Origin of the sequence: Paenibacillus sp. V4I9, from assembly GCF_030817295.1 — a bacterium.
Lineage (GTDB): Bacteria > Bacillota > Bacilli > Paenibacillales > NBRC-103111 > Paenibacillus_E.
On the sequence record NZ_JAUSZE010000001.1, the window covers coordinates 6,153,232 to 6,170,581 of the forward strand.

The window sequence follows — 17,350 nt, forward strand, 5'->3', positions numbered from 1 at the left end:
CTGCACGAGGGCAGCTATCAAATAAGAAAACGGAGTATAAAGCTCATATGATTGCTCAATACTTGAGGTTGATATAGATATATCATTTCAATGTATTCATCATATTTGTTGATTGAAGGTGCTGGCGCGTCCGCTTCTACCTTGCAAGTCAATCCTGGGAATGTCCAAACATCAGGAGCCAAGCTTTCCGCGAGTAAGTTCTTGCCTCTGATTTCAAAATACAGCTCAATTTCCTTATCCGTGTCAAAATGAACATCAACAACTAACAGATCCTTGTCCGCTTTCGCTTCGTATGTGATGCCTCTTATATGCGAGTTCCAATGTCCGCCTAATTCACGACGGATTAACCTCATATAATACTTGTCCCCACGCTCCGTTATCCAATGTATGGTTGCAGGATGCATCTGTCCATTTGTATTACGGCTTCCGGACATACCGCCGATCATGAGAGTCTTCTCAATCCAAGCTGTCGCTGTACAAAGATTCGTGTTCGCACCAGGCTCGTCTCGTTCGCAAAGCTCCCTAAACTGCTTCACGACCAGTCGATCACTATGATGTGTGATTAGCGACGGCTTGATCGCCAGCGGCACGTCAACATCGACCAATGCAATCATCGGATCGTGCTCGGATTCACAGTTGATGGCTGCAAGGTACTCATACCCTTTCCCTAATGCGAGGAAGAGAAACACGCCAATCGAACTATGGGCTGTCATTTCCATTTCGTAGGCACGCGAGAACGGGCCTGAAAGGTTTTCCAGGTTAGGGTTATAGAATAACGCTATATTTTCCCAAAGACCTTTTTCAATTTCGTGACCGATTTGTTTAAACGCATCTGATTTTCCATACTTTCTCCAAAGCCCCAGCACAGTGAGATCCACGCCATAATAAGTTGTTGTGTTAAATTCTGCAAACGAACCAAATTCTTTGAATGCTGCGTAAAACTTCAGCGCTTCATGCTCGGCATGCGAAACCAAGTCCTCATTATCGTATCGGTGACCAAAAAAATGGCAGATGAATATATGCATCAATTCGATATTCGAATTCATTGGTATAGCATCCGACAAACGCCGGTCGATGGAAGCGCCAACGGCTTTGATCATGCTAGCATCCATCCGATCAATAAGACTATCTGGCAGCATTCTTTCAAAATTTGCAAGGATAACGGCAAAGGCACAAGCAATAAATTCGCGCCAATTCGGATCATAGCTTTTCCACACGGGAGGAAGCACTTGATTCACAGCCGATTGAAAGATGTTCTTAACATCTACATTATTAGATGCCTCAGACGTATTTGCGGATAACATATCGACGAGCTGTGCCGATATCTTTTCAAACGTATCATTCAGAAAGTAGGCAAAGCCCGGCGCAAAGGTTTTCCAAGGAAGGTTGCCAATTGGAGGATGAGGCTCCTGAGGTGCAGTACGAAAAGTTCCATGATAAATTTCATCCGGACAGTCATACTGCAGGTCTATGACCTTTCCTAGCACTTCGCAAGCTCTTTCATAATCTCCTGGTGCGTTCCGGATGAGGAGTCCCAAAGCATAGTGGGCGCTCCCCCGTGTATAATGCTGATCCGGGTTATCCTTGTCCCGTAACAATTTCATTGCATGGTCATAGTTCCGATCCATATCAACCATTGCGTGATGAATCAAGTAAAGTTGTTCATCCCTCATTTGCTCGGTCATACTTTGTCTTCACATTCCCTTCATCCTGGTTGTTCAAGTTGATAAATAGAGAAACTGCGCCCAGCATTCCTGCTTCATTACCGCAAAGCGCAGGTACGATACGTGTCAGCCCTTTAAAATCGTTCGTTAAATAGGACTCTACTTTGGCAGAGAGGCGATCGGTTAAGAACGTCTTTTGCTCGGAGACAGCCCCTCCAACGATAATCAATCCAGGGTCCAACACATAGATGAGATCGGCAATGCCTCTGGCCACCTCATTCATCCATAGATCGACAGTCTCATACCATGCGGAATCTCCGCTTTTGACACGATCAAAAATAACTTTACCGGTAATGCCCGCTGAATCTTTATCGTTCTGTCCGGCAATAACCTTGCTGACCAGCGCCGAAGTGGAGGCTCTCATCTCATAATTGCTAGTATGCCTGAGATTCATATGCATATATCCAATTTCGGCAGCGCGGAAGTGAGATCCTTTGTAGAGCTTGGAATCCAAAACGATGGCTCCGCCAATGCCCGTTCCTAATGCGATGCAAAAAAACGTCTTCTCGCCCTTTCCTGCTCCCCTCCATGCCTCACCAAGCGCAGCCGCATTGACATCATTGATAATCCTGGTCACCAACTTCGTGCGGGTCTCAAGTTCACACTTCAGGTTGACGCCTTTTAAATAAGGGATGTTCTCGATGCCCCCCACGATCTTACCTGAATCGTCCACAATACCCGCCGTACTAATGGCAATACCGGTAATTGGAATTCTCGCCTCTTTAAAGTGGTTGACCTTTCCTACTAACCTCTCTATAAAAAGCTCGCTGTCATCGGACTCCTCGTTAGATAAGGAACCGCGCGACAGCACTTCGCCCGCTTCATCGACAACTCCGTATTTCACGCTTGTGCCGCCGATATCAAAAGCGATAAACCGCTTGCGCTGCACCTCCTTTGGAATCACATCCGACTCACGCGATTTGAAGCCGTAGGCGACAAAGATCAATAAGATGGCTCCGAGCAGCGCACTTAAGGCACAAACCAAATTCATCGAAGACGGTCCTCCCTTTTCCAATAAAAGACCGTTCAACATATTGCCCACGATACCCGCAAGTCCCACAAAAACCATGTTAAATACGCTTTGTCCTGTTGCTTGCATCTCTTTATGCACAATTCGCGAGACATATTCAACGGCGGCAACGTAAAAAAGGCCAAACGATAACCCTTGTAATACTTGTACGGCGACCATCACGCCTGGAATAGGGAAAGCGTACTGGATTGCCCAACGAACCATATAAGCAAGTGTCGCAAGCAGCATCGTTTTCTCATTGCCGAGACGTTTGATGACGAGTGATGCCGCGAACATCGCAGGCACATTGGAAAATGCGGCAATCATCAGTGCGATTCCCGAGAGGGCATACGAGCCGCCTACCATTTGGAACACGACAACGAAATACGTATTGAACGCCGTTAACGTCTGATTGACAAGAAAACACGCGCCCAGAAAAAGGACAAACCGTTTATTCCGTAACAATTCCCCGATTCCGTTAATGAAGGGTCGACTTTTTACATGATATTCCTTTTGGGCGGGCAGAACAATCACCATGATAATCCCTATACAGGATATCAGAAGGAATGGAATCCATAAATGGTTAGGCAAATAATAGGATAAAAAAAATCCAGCTCCGTAGCCACCCAGCGCGTTGCCTACACTTTGGAAGCTGCGAATCGAACCGTAGGATGAACCCGCAGCCCTTGCTGCCGATACAGCAAAAGCATCGCCAATCGGAGCCTGTGGAGCCGTAAAAATAATAGCGGTCATGTAAGCTGCGATCATCAAGAATACAGACGGCGCCTGATACAGGATCGATAACAGAGCGGGAATAGCCAGACTAAGGAGCAGGATGGATTTCGTCATCTGATAACGATCCGCTAACCGCCCCCAAAGAAATTGCGCACCCAGAATCACTAGAGAAGCAATAGACATCATCAATCCAATATGACTCTTAGCCAAGCCTCCATGAACGAAAATGGTTGTGATATAAGGATTGAGTGTGCCTCCAGCCAGCCCCATAAATAAGTATAAACCTCGGAGTTTAAATAATGTAGAAAACCTCATGGATCTCATCATTGGATGCCTTGTGCGATTCGGTTCACAATGAATTTATGGCTAAGTTCAATGGAATCCGGATCACAGGCCGCTTTCAGTTCATAAACCTTCACCGGCGCTGCTTGGATAATCGGCAGGAACCGATCAAAGAAGCTCATATCCCCGCTATGCACATAGGGACACCAATGATCGGACAGACCGACCGTTTCATGAATATGAACGCCGACGACCCTTTCGATCATCGCATTCGCTTCGGCCACGTTGTCATAAAGACCCATTCGATCCATCATCATGCCATGTCCGATGTCATACCATAAACCAAGACCTGCTCCCTGCAGCCGATCAATCATGGTATTCGCCTCCTGAAGCGTCGGCATCTGATAACAGCGAGATCGAGTTTCAATGCCGATGTTGATCTTCCAGCCCTTCTGTGCGATGTGGTTGCAAACCGTATCCAGACTCTCGACGATACGGTCCAGATAATGACCACTCTGATCTTTCCTCCGCTCCAGCATCTCTTTCCAAAGCTTCTGATAAGCTTCGGATTCCCTACCTTCAGCCTTATAGAGCGACTTCAAGACCTCGTCTATGTTATAGTCGAACGGCACTTCACCAGGATGAACAACAACCGCCTCCGCGCCATAACGGTGAGCATATTCAGCCGACTGAATAAGGAGCTCAATAGCTCTGCTGCGCTTCTCCTCGTCGTCAAAACCTAACAGCACCGAGTCGGTGCCATAATCAGGATCCGGAATATGCGGGAATGTATTATGCACACTGGATATACGGATTTCGGACTTTTCGATCATAGGTTCGATCGTCGATAGGAACTCCTGATTGACATTATAGTTCAGTTCGACTCGACGAAAGCCAAGAGAACGTATTTCTTCAATCATTTCCCGTCCTGTCGCATGTCTCTTAATGTTCCAGCACGTGGAAAATGAATATTCACCTTTATCCATCATTGGCTTCACCTTAACCTTTGACCGAACCGAGCATGATGCCGGATACAAAATATTTTTGCAGCCATGGATATATGATTAAAATCGGCACCGTAGCGAACATAATGCTGGCCGCCTTTAAGCTTTCCGGTAAGACTTGAACAATCTGCATGCCTTCCATCTGCAATTGATCGCTAATTTGGCTGTTCATAATCATTTGATACAGCTTGAGCTGCAGCGGATATAACTCCGGATCTGTAATATAAAACAGCGTATCCATAAAGCCATTCCAGCGATTAACCGCATAGAACAAGCTGAGAGTAGCAACAATCGGCATCGACAGCGGCAAAATAATTCGGATCAATGTGCCGAAATGACTGTTTCCGTCAAGTTCGGAGGATTCCTCCAGACTCTTGGGGATCGATTGGAAAAAAGTGATCAAAATGATTAAATAAAAAGGATTGATCATCATTGGCAAGATCAGCGACCAGGTCGAATTCACCAAGTGAAGCTCTTTAATCAGAATATATTCCGGTATGATTCCCCCACTGAAAAACATCGTAAAAACGATTAAATACATGATGAGCTTTCTGCCTTTAAGCTCGGTTTTCATAAGCGGATAGGCAGCTGCAATCGTCATTACCATACAAACAATCGTAAAGAGGACCGTCAAATAAATGGAATATCCCAAGGATTTAAGCATCATCGGATCCATCAGCACTCGGGAATAGGCTTCAAAGCTGATATCCACAGGAAAAATGCTGACCATGCCAGTCATAATCGGCGCATTCGAACTAAGCGAGATCGAGATAATATGCAAAAAGGGTGCTAAGCTCAAAAATAAAAACAGGATCAGTAATGCGGTGTTGATGATATCGAAGGTACGATTAGCCGTTTTGGCGCTCATACTGCCACTCCTTTCTTTTTTGGCGTTTTAGATAATGCCTTGATCGGTGGTTTTCTTGGAAATGTAATTGGAAGCAAGAATAAAGACAAGTCCTACTACCGCTTGAAAAAAGCCTACCGCCGTAGCTACGGAGTACTCTCCGGACTGCATGCCCATTTTATAAACAAAAGTACTTAACACTTCCGAAAACTCGCGAACCTGCACATTGCCAATGACAAATGGGCGGTCAAAGCCAATCTGCACCATTTCACCCAATTTCAAAATCAGTAGAACAATAATAGTCGGTTTAATGCCCGGTATCGTAATGTGCCAAATGCGTTTCAAGCGTCCCGCTCCATCGACTTCAGCCGCCTCATATAGCTCCTTGCTGATGCCGGTCAGAGCAGCCAAATAAATGATCGTGCCCCATCCTGCGCTTTGCCATACACCCGTCGCTAAATAAGTAAGCAGCCAATAAAATTTATCCGATAAAAACGGAATCGGGCCGATGCCCAAATTACCAAGCGTGTGATTGAGAATGCCTGTGTTCGTGCTGAATACTTGATAGACGATCCCGCCGATAATAATCCAAGATATGAAATGCGGCAAATAGAGTATCGTTTGCGAAACTTTCTTAAACCAGGCGACTCTCAACTCATTAAGCATAATTGCCAGCAAAATGGGTGCCGGAAATGAGACAATCAAATCCAAAAAATTAAGCATGAAGGTGTTTTTTAACGCTGTATAAAAATCCTGCATTTTGAATACGGCCCGAAACGTATCAAGCCCGATCCAGGGACTCTTCGTAATGCCTTGAAAAAGGTTAAAGTCTTTAAAAGCGATCAAAACGCCATACATGGGACCATATTTGAAAATGATAAAAAAAACGACAGGGAGCAAGAGCATGGCATACAGCTGCCAATATCTGTTTACATATACATTGTAATTTTTCAACCGTTCCACCTTCCTTCGCTTTCACTAAAAGGTTCATGCATGGAAACCAAGTCGCTTCCATGCATGAAACCAACAGCTTCTGATTACTTTTTAATATTTTTGTAGGCTTCTGTGCGTTCTTTTTGGATAGCCTCGCCGCCGTTTGTCATATAATCCTTCAGCATATCGTCATACGTTTTGTCGAAATCTGCAGGCTTGGCCAATATCGATTTCACAATAAGCTGCTCATATTTGTCTTGGAGCGCTTTGCCGTATTTCCCTTCCGCTTCAATCGGACGCTGGAATCGGACAGGTGAGAGACCATCCGCCATGCCGTTTTTGTAGGCTTGAGTCGCATCTTTGCGGTTAGCTTCAACGAAGGCCAGAGATAGCGCTTCCGTGTTTTTATCGCTGCTGCCAAAATCTGTACCATTCGTAATAATCGTGTAGTCGCCCTTGTTGTAGAAGCTTTGTTTCGTTTCCTCATTATCCAGAGGTACCGGTAAACCGTTAGTCGTCGAGAAGTTTTTGCCTTCCACACCGTACGTCATCGCGTACAGTACATCTTTTTGAGCCATCCAATCCAAATACTTCACCGCTTCAGCGGCAACTTTACTAGTCTTAGGAATAATAATATTTAGTGCTGCCGGAATATACGCAGGCTTCGGATGCTTTCCTTCCACACTCGTATATGGATCAATAGGTGCAAGCTTCGCGCCTGCTACTGTTTTTTGCAGAACCGTATACGTATCAGGAGGGCTGGTCAGATAGGATTCACCCGCATCCTCTGCGTACATCCCAACTTTTCCTGTTGCAACATCCTGATACATTTTCTTTTTATCCTTGTCCAATGCAAAGTCAGGGCTGATCATGCCTTCGCTATAAAGCTTGTTCAGGAAACGAACCCCATCCTTATGCCCAGGCAGCAAAAGCGTATATTCACTGGAACCGAGCTGTTGAGTCAGCGTATAACGCTCTTCTTCACTTACTTTCTTGATGAATGACCAAATGATCGGCTCGTAAGACGCATTTGTTAAGGAGAAGCCTAGTGGAATCGTTTGTTCGCCGCCAGGTTTCTTTTCCTTAAAAGCTTTGAGCGTCTGGTAGACCTCATCCGTCGTTTTAGGAACCGGGAGGCCGAGCTTATCCAGCCAATCCTGGCGAATTTCGGAAGAATATTTGCCTAAATAGACCCGTTTGCCCGGAATGGCATATTGTTTGCCGTCATAAGTTCCATAAGCCAGTGTATCTTTGCCTAGATAGGTCTTCAGGTTTGAACCATACTGATCAAGCAAAGCTCCAATCTCTGCTACCCCACCCTGCTGCACATACTTGTAAATGACGTTCGAATCATACGTGAATACGATATCCGGCGCATCGCCGCTCGCCATCAATACATTTAATTTCTCGACTTCTTGAGATCTAGGCACCGGTACATATTCAACTTTAATGTTCGTCTTTTTTGTAAAGTTTTCTTCGACATACTTCGTTAAATAGTTATTTGTTACGGACTTGCCTGTTGGAGAATTACCGCGGTCAAACACTTCGACTTTGATCGTTACGGGCTTTTTTGTTGACGCCTCTGTCTCTTTACTGGTCTTTACCTCAGAACTGCCGGATGAACTAGAGCAAGCAGATAACACACTTACGAGTGTAAGCATAACGACTGCCTGTGTACCAAGTCTTCTTTTTGTCAACTCTTTCATCATTTCCCCTCAACTCCCAATCTCCCTATTTTTTCGTTGTCCCTGTCCGTCCAGGAACACCCTCAGTATGTCACTCAGCTTCCAAATTCGACAATAAACTAGTTTCCGTCATATAAACTAACATAAATTAATATGAACTATTGTGATTTCCTCGGTATTACATCGAAAATATGCAATAAACAATTTTCCTGGGATATTAATGTAAGATAATCTATCATAGAACCCAAAAAAATAGTCTGCTAAACGTATGTTTAACAGACAGCTACTCTGATAAGTTATCGATAAAGCGAATGCTTTTTCCTGTAGTCACCCGGTGTTACACCAACAATCCTTTTAAACATGCGCCCAAATGTAATGGAATTGGAATATCCTACTTGCTGAGCAATGTCTTGTTGGGCCAATTCGGTTTCCGTCAATAAAAGCTTCGCCTTTTCGGTCCTTAAATCCATAAGAAAATCTACGAACTTCATGCCGAAAGCTTCTTTAAACATATGGCTGACATTTTTGCCGCTAATCCCAAACCTGTCGCTCAAATGCTTTAAGGAGAGATCAGGGTCTTCGAAATGCTCTTCGATATAATTTCTCATTTCGATAATAACAGCCTGATAGCTGTTGGCTTCACAAACGGATACATACGTCCGGTACAATTCATTTAAAGAACCTATCATTCTGGCTTCAAGTTCCTGAAGCGTAGCGCTGTCCCGAACGATGCGCTGCAAATCCGACTGTTCCCAAGCCAGTCTCATATTATCCGATGCGCCTATCCCATTGCCAATTTCCCGCTCCAGCAGCTTAATCATCGTTTCAAGGATCATGGTAATGTCTTCATCACGCAATACGTAGAGTTTGAAGTCAGCAAACAATTCGGCAAGCTGCTGCCGCCAACCATCTTGAGTCAGCCGGAATGATTTGGCGACATCCGCCGCCTTAGGCCAATAGCTGTAAGTCTCTGTTGCAGGACGGCCTGACAGCTGCTCGATCATGATCAAAGCTTTACGATCCCGCGTCAGCTTATGCCCGAGTGCTTGCAAAGCGGCGCGATAGGAACCGTGAAGTTCTTGCCAATCCTGAACGGTGGTGCCTCCCGCATAGACAAAGGTTATGCCAAAATGCTCTTCAATCCACTGCTGACTGGTTTCGATAAGGTCGACAAGATGACTTGTGCCAGGCTTAGAGTTTTGGGGCTCTGCATAGACGATACCCAATCGGTTACTGCTGATCCATTCACTCCAGACTGACAAATGAGCATTAAAAAATTGCTGAACAATATTTTGCAGTGCCAATTTGAGAACGGTTTGATCCTCTGGCACGTGTTGTTTCATAAAGGCATCGTAGCCTTCCATTTCAGCGACGATAACGCCCATTTCTTGAAATGGTACCTTTTCTTGAAATGCCGGTACCCCTTCCTCCCAATCCTTCTCCGTTATCGTGCTTACACCGTTTATCAACTCTGAAAACAGCTGCCTGCGCCGAATAAGCAGGTTAGTGTGATTCTGCTGTTCATAATGCTGCGCCTTCTCAATCAAACCTTCCATGGCTTGTCCGATAAAAGACAAATCGTCTATTTCGCGGCCAACCGGAAGAAAACGCAGTTGGATCGATTCCAGCTTATTAAGCATGAGTTGAATCGGCCGGTAATTACGTTTCGAAATATAGATCAGGTAGCCTAAGGAAGCGGCAATCGTCGCGATGCCGCTAGCAACCCAAACATAGGAGAGGAGCGAAACCCACGCAAAAAGCTGACCCGCCTTAATTCCACTATGAACGCTCCAACCTGTTTTCGAAATGGGAATTTTCGAGATAACTTCCCCCTGATTCGATTCATTATTTCTGTCATTCAGCGGTTCGGAAGACATAACCACATTCCCTTGCTCATTGACCACACGCAAAAAAGTCACTTTATGGTCGCTAAGCGTGTCCAAATTTTCTTGCAGCACCCGGAGATCGACATTTATGACGACAATACCTTGACTGCCAAAAGGGATTGGGAGCTTTTTCACCAAGGAAATGACGGGAATGTCCCCCGCTGTACTCGAATCGTGAAGAATTCTCACATCTGACCACCGATCTGTTTGCGGGTTCGTCCACATGCTCTTTACGAACTCCCTATCCGGAAACGTATCCAGTGAATCCTTCTGATTTTCCTTAAGGATTAATCCATCATCCGCACGATACATGTAAATCGATTGAATCAAATGATTGTTAAGAACGAGATCATTCAAGGATTCCGATATATAGAACAGAAGCAGACCTTCGTCTCTAGGCTTCTGCTTCTCATGTTCGACAAACTCTTTAATATGATCATTCGTGGCGAGTTCTTTCAAGAGCGCATTCTGAACTTCGGCCAAGGACCGCGACATCGTGTCAGACACATAGGCTGCGGATATGCTGTTCGCCTTTTTCGTTTCCTTCCGTGAGATGTCAGATACGACAAATAGACCAAGCAGTACCATGATAGAAATAGTTAACAAAAAGAGAGGAAAGTAGGAAAGCAATTGTTTTTTGTACCATTTTCTCATGTATACGGGCCCCTTTCTCTAAGATTACCTATGTCCAACACTATAATTACTAAGATCATACCTGATAGCTATCATAATTACAAAAATTATATGACATTTAATGTTACCTTACATCACATAAATTCATTCTAAAAGCCCATAACTAAAAAAAGAGCGACACAGATTCTTCTTCCTGTACCACTCTTTCTCTTATTGGCTGCATGTCATACACAATCGTGAACAATTTAAGAATTTGACTTAAAATAAAAGCCTCCACGAAATCCCAATGGCTATAAGGATGCATTTTCTCAACGTATATGGTACATTTCTAATGAAAAATACAAGAGGTTCGCAAACTCCCTCTCTAAAAAACTATGAAATGAGGAACCACCCATGTCAGCAGGTAGAAGCAATGAAGATTTGAAAGAGATTACCTTATTAGGCAATCAAGGAACCAAATATGTGTTCAACTATGATCCCACTTTATTAGAAGCATTCGATAACAAGCACCCGAACAGGGATTACTTTGTTAAGTTTAATTTCCCTGAATTCACCAGCTTGTGTCCTGTAACCGGACAGCCGGATTTTGCTACACTCTACATCTCCTATATCCCGAATATTAAAATGGTTGAGAGCAAATCCCTTAAGCTGTACCTATTCAGCTTCCGGAATCATGGTGATTTCCACGAGGACTGCGTCAATATTATTATGAATGATTTGATCGAGCTGATGGCGCCTCGTTATATCGAGGTTTGGGGCAAATTCACTCCGCGTGGCGGCATTTCAATCGATCCTTACTGCAACTGGGGTCAACCCGGCACGAAGTTCGAAGCGATGGCTGAACATCGATTGATGAACCATGATCTCTATCCGGAAAAAATTGATAATCGCTAATTGGCTGATTATAAACATTAAGCCTAGTCAGTCCCTTGGATAATAGGGGTTGGTTAGGCTTTTTTTGCTTCTTATCTAGGCACAAAATGAGTTCGATGCCCTATGGTTGTCCCAAGTTTACACAGCTAGAATGGGAGATACAGCAGGTTAAGAACAAAACTGACTGAACCTCATGAGGAGTTGAACACGATGGGACGTTGGAAGGCAGGCGCAGTTGGTTTCGTTTGTGGAGCTGTGTTTTTCTCCGGGCTTACCTACGCGGCGTCAGGTGCAGTTGGCATCGACGTTTATTTTCGCGATATTCGCTATTATTTTGACGGGTTAAACAAGCAGCCCTCATCTGAATTACAAGGATTCATTTATAAAAATACGACTTATGTGCCGCTGCGCTTCATGTCTGAAGCGTTGGGTAAGCCAGTCGATTGGGAGGATGCCACCAGCTCCATCTATGTCGGGGACAAGCCCAAACAGCTGCCTGTGCCTGAACAGCCGGGAAACGGATCCAGTTCTACGGCTTTGCAAGTATTCCCCAAGGATAACCCTTGGAATACGGACATATCCAAGTATCCGGTTCACGCAAACTCTGCAGGGTTCATCGCTTCGATCGGCTTGAATACGAAGATGCATGCCGATTTCGGGACGGTCTGGGAGGGTGCTCCCATTGGCATTCCGTACACGATTGTTGATGGCAATCAACCCAAAGTGAATGTTACCTTCACGGATTACGCCGACGAAAGTGATCCGGGGCCTTACCCCATTCCGGCGAATGCCCCGATAGAGGGAGGCTCCGCTAGCGACGGCGATCGTCATGTTCTCGTGGTCGATAAAAGCAACCATCTTCTATATGAGCTGTACAATGCGCGTTCTACAAGTGATGGGTGGACAGCTTCGAATGGTGCCAAATGGGACCTTACCTCCAATGCTCTAAGGACGAAATATTGGACGTCGGCAGACGCAGCGGGCTTGCCCATTTTCCCAGGACTCGTCCGATATGAAGAAGCCGCCGCAGGAGAAATCAATCATGCACTGCGTTTCACCGTGCAAAAGACACAGCGCGGGTTCATCGCCCCCGCTACTCACTATGCCTCGAGCAGTACGGATCCCAATCACCCGCCAATGGGACTGCGGCTGCGACTGCGAAGCGATTTCGATGTCTCAGGCTTTTCGCCAACGAATCGGACCATCCTTCGCGCACTGCAGAAATACGGCATGATCGTCGCCGATAACGGCAGTAATCTCTACCTCAGCGGTGCGCCGAATCCGAAATGGGATGACGACGACCTGCACAACCTCGGTAAGCTGAAGGGCAGCGATTTCGAAGTTGTTGACACAGGTAAAATCGAGAAATAAATCTATTTAAGCTGATAGAAAAGTCCGTTTGAATCAGACCATTCGGCAAAAAGAACCCGTTCATGATGGCTGATTCCACTCAGCTGCAAAAGCTGCTTCAGCCATTCCGAGTCACGGCCGAGACGCTCCAGTGCTGCTTCATTGATACTCCCATTCTCAATAATACTCTCCGGCAGGCAGACCCTTTTCTTAGGGGAATCTGCCTCCTCATTGTTTTGGCTTGCCGGATCCTTTTGGCGGAGCACGCTAATACTACCATTCGTTTCGAACAACGCATAGGCGACTTCCCTCATAGAGAACACATCATTTTCCCGCAGCAGCATACTAAGTTGACCAAAGTCTAGATTGTTACGCTTCATCGCCTTAAAGTCAATAATCCCATCACGGATAAGCAAATCGGGTGTTCCTGTTGCATATCGAGAAATACAAGGGACGGTCCATATAAACTTCTCGAGGCCAAGTGCAAGCAGTGTCCAGATCACAAGTGCGAAAACGAGATGGCTGAGATGAACATTGTCATCATAAATCGTATTTCCAACTAACTCACTGAGCATTAAGGAGGAGACAAAATCAAACGCCGTAAGCTGAGAAATCTCTTTCTTTCCCAGAAGCCGTGTCATGATTAGTAGTCCAACCAAAGCAACAACCAATTTTACGGCTATGCTTACATACATGTTAGTATCCATAATCATCTCTCCCGATTTAATTCAGTTCCACATATTCAAGGTTTTCATTATACTATATTTACTTGACAGGGTTAAGGCGAGTGGTAAAATATTACTGTAAATATTATTCCAAAAATACCTAAAAACATTTCTATCCAAAGGGCTATTCCACTATAATGTAAACGCTCTCACATCGATTCTACGAGCATAAAAGGATGTCGACCAAACGATGATAATGCCCATGATAAAAAATCACGAAAAATTAAGGTGTATGGCAACAGGAATGGAAATCGATGATGACGGTCTTGTATTTCATAACCGTGCAATTGAAGAACCTTCGCTCCTTAGAACGATCTATTTGAATAAGAAACTAAACATTAATCATCACCCGGGTTTATATCAATATTCAGATTGGCTTCCAATCCGTCGTATTCTGCAAGGTTCCAGTTTACCTTCAACCTACCGAAGTACAAAATTGGCGTCCTACCTAGGGTTATCGAAATTACACATTACATTCAATGGCTATTGGAAAGAACGTAATGCCGATATGACAACGGGTACCTTCAAGGAATGTGAGGCCTACACGGTGTGTTCCAGGTTTCCATGGGAACTGGGCAAAACGCTTGTTGTAGCATCAGCTGGAAATACGGCAAGAGCGTACATGAAGGTATGCTCAGAGAATCAATTGCCTCTTGTACTCGTAGTTCCTAATAAACTTCTTACCCGTCTTTGGTCAACTACCAGGGTGAATCACTGTGTGAAAGTTATTTCAGCCGACGGAGATTGTGATTATTCCGATGCCATTAAATTAAGTGATTTGATTAGTACGATGGATGGGTTCCAAAACTCAGGCGGGACAAGAAATGTAGCCAAACGTGATGGGTTAGGTGTAACCGTTCTATCAGCCATTTCGATGATGGGCGAAATTCCAGACTACTACTATCAGGCGATAGGTAGTGGAGCCGGTGCCATTGCGGCATATGAAGCAAATTTGCGATTGGTGGAGAGTGGAGATTATAGATACAAAATGATGAAATTGCATCTGAGTCAAAACATCCCTTTTACACCTATTGCCGACGCTTGGAAACAACGCATAAGAACTGTAGATATCGAGGAAGAGCATGCGAAGTACCAGATCGGCAAAATCTGTGCTAAAGTGCTTTCGAATCGAAATCCTCCCTATGGGTTGGCTGGAGGCTTATACGACGCACTGACGAAATCGGAAGGAAATGTATTCGGCGTCACCAACCGGGAGATTAAAGAGGCGTGCGCATTATTCGAAAAGCTGGAAGGCTGTGATATCTTGCCAGAATCGGGAGCTGCCGTTGCGGCGCTTATCAAGAATATAAACAGTGGAAGTGTTGCCAAGCAGTCATCGATCCTACTAAATATTACAGGTGGCGGCTATAAAAACATTAAGAGGGACTTTGGCATAAATCGAATAAAACCAGACGTATCGATTGGTCGTCAGCAATTTGCCACTGATCTTATGTATAAAAAAATTCAAGCCTTAATCGAGAAGGAGTAAACCTCATGCAAAAAACGATGCAACAATACACGGATATTTTTGACAAGTGCCAAACCAATGAAGGTTATTTCGGTGATTTCAGAGTAGCCGGGGACAATTATTTTGTTTCTCCCGTATTAGAATCGGTTCCGGGAACAGTTATGCGTTTTGAAGGAAACGACAAAGTCATGTGGGCGACGAATAATTACCTTGGACTGGCTGACAATAATGAAATAAAGCAAGTTGCTGTGGAAACCGCTATGGAATGGGGGGTAAGCGGCCCCATGGGATGTAGAATGGTGAGCGGTAATACCCATGAGCACATAGCATTGGAAGAGGAGTTGGCTGCCTACGCGCAGAAGGAGTCCTCCGTTTTATTTAACTTTGGTTACTTGGGTATTATTGGAACGATTGCTTCATTGGTAGGTAAAGACGACATTATCGTGATGGACAAATTGTGTCATGCTTCTATTATCGACGCAGCCCGTTTGGCTGTATCCGACCCAAGAAATTTGAGAGTTTTTCGGCATAACGATATGGATAGTCTCGAGAAGCTGTTACAGACAGTGAACAAAACAAGAAAAAAAGGAGTCCTCGTGTTAACAGAAGGGGTCTACGGTATGACGGGAGATCTGGCCAAACTGGATCGAATTTGTGAGCTCAAGGACAAGTATGAAGCCAGATTATTCGTTGATGATGCTCATGGCTTTGGTGTGATGGGGGCGCATGGCAGAGGGGCTGCTGAGCATTTCGGGGTTCAGGACAAGGTAGACATTTATTTATCGACATTTGCAAAGGCGTTTACGGCCATTGGCGGCTTTTCAGCAGCTAAAAAAGAAGTGGTAGATTGGATTCATTATAATGCAAGAACCCAAATCTTTGCGAAAAGCTTGCCAATGGTGTATGTAAAGAGTTTAAGAAAAACCCTCGAGCTAGTCCAAGAGGGCCACGTCAGGCGGGAAAGATTGTTTGAAGTGTCCGAATTGCTATCAAACGGATTAAGAAACCTTGGTTACTATGTAGCCCAAACAGCCTCTCCGATTATTTCGGTATATGTTCCTGGAGGAGATCTGGCTGTAGGTAAATATTGGGTTAAATTTTTAAGGGATCATGGGGTCTTTTTACAATGTGTGATGTATCCTGTCATTCCAAAAGAATTAATTATGTTCCGAATTATTCCCACAGCTTCACACACAAATGAACAAATTGCGTTTACGATTGAGATATTCAAACAACTGCGTGATGAATACTCTCTGCAGTTGGATATTCATTTAGAAGCCGTTGACCGCATTTATTCCAATGACTAATACTCAACTCAACTTTCGTTACGACAAGGCTATGACTAAAAACGGCATCTTTCGCTGCCGTTTCAGTCATAGCTTTTTAGCATATTAACAAATACACGTCATCTTCTTCTTCCCTACTCGGCCCATCGATTCTATTTTATGAATATATTCACTCGCGAGTGGCACTTTACAAGCCGTTTGACCGACGTCAACATGAACCTTGCCAATCTCATTAGCTACTTCCATCGCAGCTTCAAATAGAGGAACACAATACGCACCCACCGTAATAACGAAGGTGTTCATTGTATATCTAACGCGATTTCTTTCCGCATGAATCGTTGTTCTCACTTGCTCCAACAGCTGCGCAATTTCATGAAGATCGAGCTTCTCATCTGGTGTGATACTAATATAGTTGGCATAAGTGCTCCATCCACATGTGGCAATTAATTCATCGGGAGATTGCAGCCATTCCCGTGCCAATTCAAGCGCGCTGCTGCTTTCTGCAGCCACGCCCGCTACCGTATATTCGGTGAGCATATACCAATAGGCTTGCTTCGCCCAATTCTGAAGTTCTTGCTTCGTCATTGTTTTTGGATCAACGGAAAGTCCGGCCAAGTACATCGCATCCGTATTGCCTGAATTGTAAAGAGTGAGGACTAGCTCACGATCTTTTTTGACGAATTTGACCAACTTCTTCAGATCGCCTACTTTTACTCCGAAAAAAGGCTCCTGCGCACCATGCCGAAGAAACGTTTTCTTCGTTTGCTCGCTTCCAAGCTCCTCTAGATTATTCATTACCTCTTCAAATGTCATAGATTCACCACTCAACATTCATTTTTCCGTATTGTATCATAGGGTCGATCTTGATGTGAACTTCCTTCGCCTTTCGTACAATGTAAAGAGTCGGGAG

Annotated in this window: 13 protein-coding genes and 1 riboswitch; of the genes, 4 read left to right on the plus strand and 9 right to left on the minus strand. The window is 44.6% G+C overall.

Annotated features, from left to right (window positions below; all coding sequences use genetic code 11):
- Positions 1–17 precede the first annotated feature (17 nt).
- The 7 genes from QFZ81_RS28410 to QFZ81_RS28440 form a co-directional block, all read right to left on the minus strand.
- Entirely contained in the window at positions 18–1,685 is a 1,668-nt protein-coding gene (locus QFZ81_RS28410) for a hypothetical protein (RefSeq protein ID WP_307605528.1), read from the minus strand.
- Positions 1,663–3,783, minus strand: coding sequence for an ROK family protein (locus tag QFZ81_RS28415; RefSeq protein ID WP_307605529.1), 2,121 nt, complete (start codon positions 3,781–3,783; stop codon positions 1,663–1,665). Before QFZ81_RS28415 ends, QFZ81_RS28410 begins: the two co-directional genes overlap by 23 nt.
- Positions 3,784–3,791: 8 nt before the next feature.
- The gene (locus tag QFZ81_RS28420; protein ID WP_307439167.1) at positions 3,792–4,739 is read right to left on the minus strand and encodes a sugar phosphate isomerase/epimerase family protein; all 948 of its coding nucleotides are present in this window, start codon (positions 4,737–4,739) and stop codon (positions 3,792–3,794) included.
- Between the two features lie 10 nt (positions 4,740–4,749).
- Positions 4,750–5,622, minus strand: a complete 873-nt coding sequence (locus tag QFZ81_RS28425; RefSeq protein WP_307439165.1) for a carbohydrate ABC transporter permease — start codon at positions 5,620–5,622, stop codon at positions 4,750–4,752.
- A gap of 27 nt (positions 5,623–5,649) precedes the next feature.
- Positions 5,650–6,507, minus strand: coding sequence for an ABC transporter permease (locus tag QFZ81_RS28430; RefSeq protein WP_052228915.1), 858 nt, complete (start codon positions 6,505–6,507; stop codon positions 5,650–5,652).
- A 131-nt stretch (positions 6,508–6,638) separates the two neighbouring features.
- Positions 6,639–8,243: an extracellular solute-binding protein gene (locus tag QFZ81_RS28435; RefSeq protein ID WP_307439163.1), complete on the minus strand. Its 1,605-nt coding sequence runs from the start codon at positions 8,241–8,243 to the stop codon at positions 6,639–6,641.
- Positions 8,244–8,515: 272 nt separating this feature from the next.
- Positions 8,516–10,759 (minus strand): AraC family transcriptional regulator, encoded by a 2,244-nt coding sequence (locus tag QFZ81_RS28440; protein WP_307605530.1) that lies wholly within the window; start codon positions 10,757–10,759, stop codon positions 8,516–8,518.
- Between the two features lie 317 nt (positions 10,760–11,076).
- A riboswitch (PreQ1 riboswitch) is annotated at positions 11,077–11,120 on the plus strand.
- 11 nt (positions 11,121–11,131) lie between these two features.
- Between QFZ81_RS28440 and queF the strand changes: the two genes are divergently transcribed.
- The gene (gene queF, locus QFZ81_RS28445) at positions 11,132–11,632 is read left to right on the plus strand and encodes a preQ(1) synthase (protein WP_029198588.1); all 501 of its coding nucleotides are present in this window, start codon (positions 11,132–11,134) and stop codon (positions 11,630–11,632) included.
- Between the two features lie 189 nt (positions 11,633–11,821).
- A complete protein-coding gene (locus QFZ81_RS28450) occupies positions 11,822–12,982 on the plus strand; it encodes a stalk domain-containing protein (protein WP_307605531.1) in 1,161 nt (386 codons plus the stop codon).
- Positions 12,983–12,984: 2 nt separating this feature from the next.
- On the opposite strand, the gene QFZ81_RS28455 is transcribed toward QFZ81_RS28450, so the two are convergent.
- A complete protein-coding gene (locus tag QFZ81_RS28455) occupies positions 12,985–13,668 on the minus strand; it encodes a DUF421 domain-containing protein (RefSeq protein WP_307605532.1) in 684 nt (227 codons plus the stop codon).
- 250 nt (positions 13,669–13,918) lie between these two features.
- On the opposite strand from QFZ81_RS28455, the gene QFZ81_RS28460 reads away from it, so the two are divergent.
- Together QFZ81_RS28460 and QFZ81_RS28465 are read left to right on the plus strand one after the other, a co-directional pair.
- Positions 13,919–15,175, plus strand: coding sequence for a cysteate synthase (locus QFZ81_RS28460; protein WP_307605533.1), 1,257 nt, complete (start codon positions 13,919–13,921; stop codon positions 15,173–15,175).
- A 5-nt stretch (positions 15,176–15,180) separates the two neighbouring features.
- Positions 15,181–16,461: an aminotransferase class I/II-fold pyridoxal phosphate-dependent enzyme gene (locus QFZ81_RS28465; protein WP_307605534.1), complete on the plus strand. Its 1,281-nt coding sequence runs from the start codon at positions 15,181–15,183 to the stop codon at positions 16,459–16,461.
- A gap of 84 nt (positions 16,462–16,545) precedes the next feature.
- Here QFZ81_RS28465 and QFZ81_RS28470 read toward each other — a convergent pair whose 3' ends face one another.
- Positions 16,546–17,253: a DNA alkylation repair protein gene (locus QFZ81_RS28470; protein WP_307605535.1), complete on the minus strand. Its 708-nt coding sequence runs from the start codon at positions 17,251–17,253 to the stop codon at positions 16,546–16,548.
- Positions 17,254–17,350 lie beyond the last annotated feature (97 nt).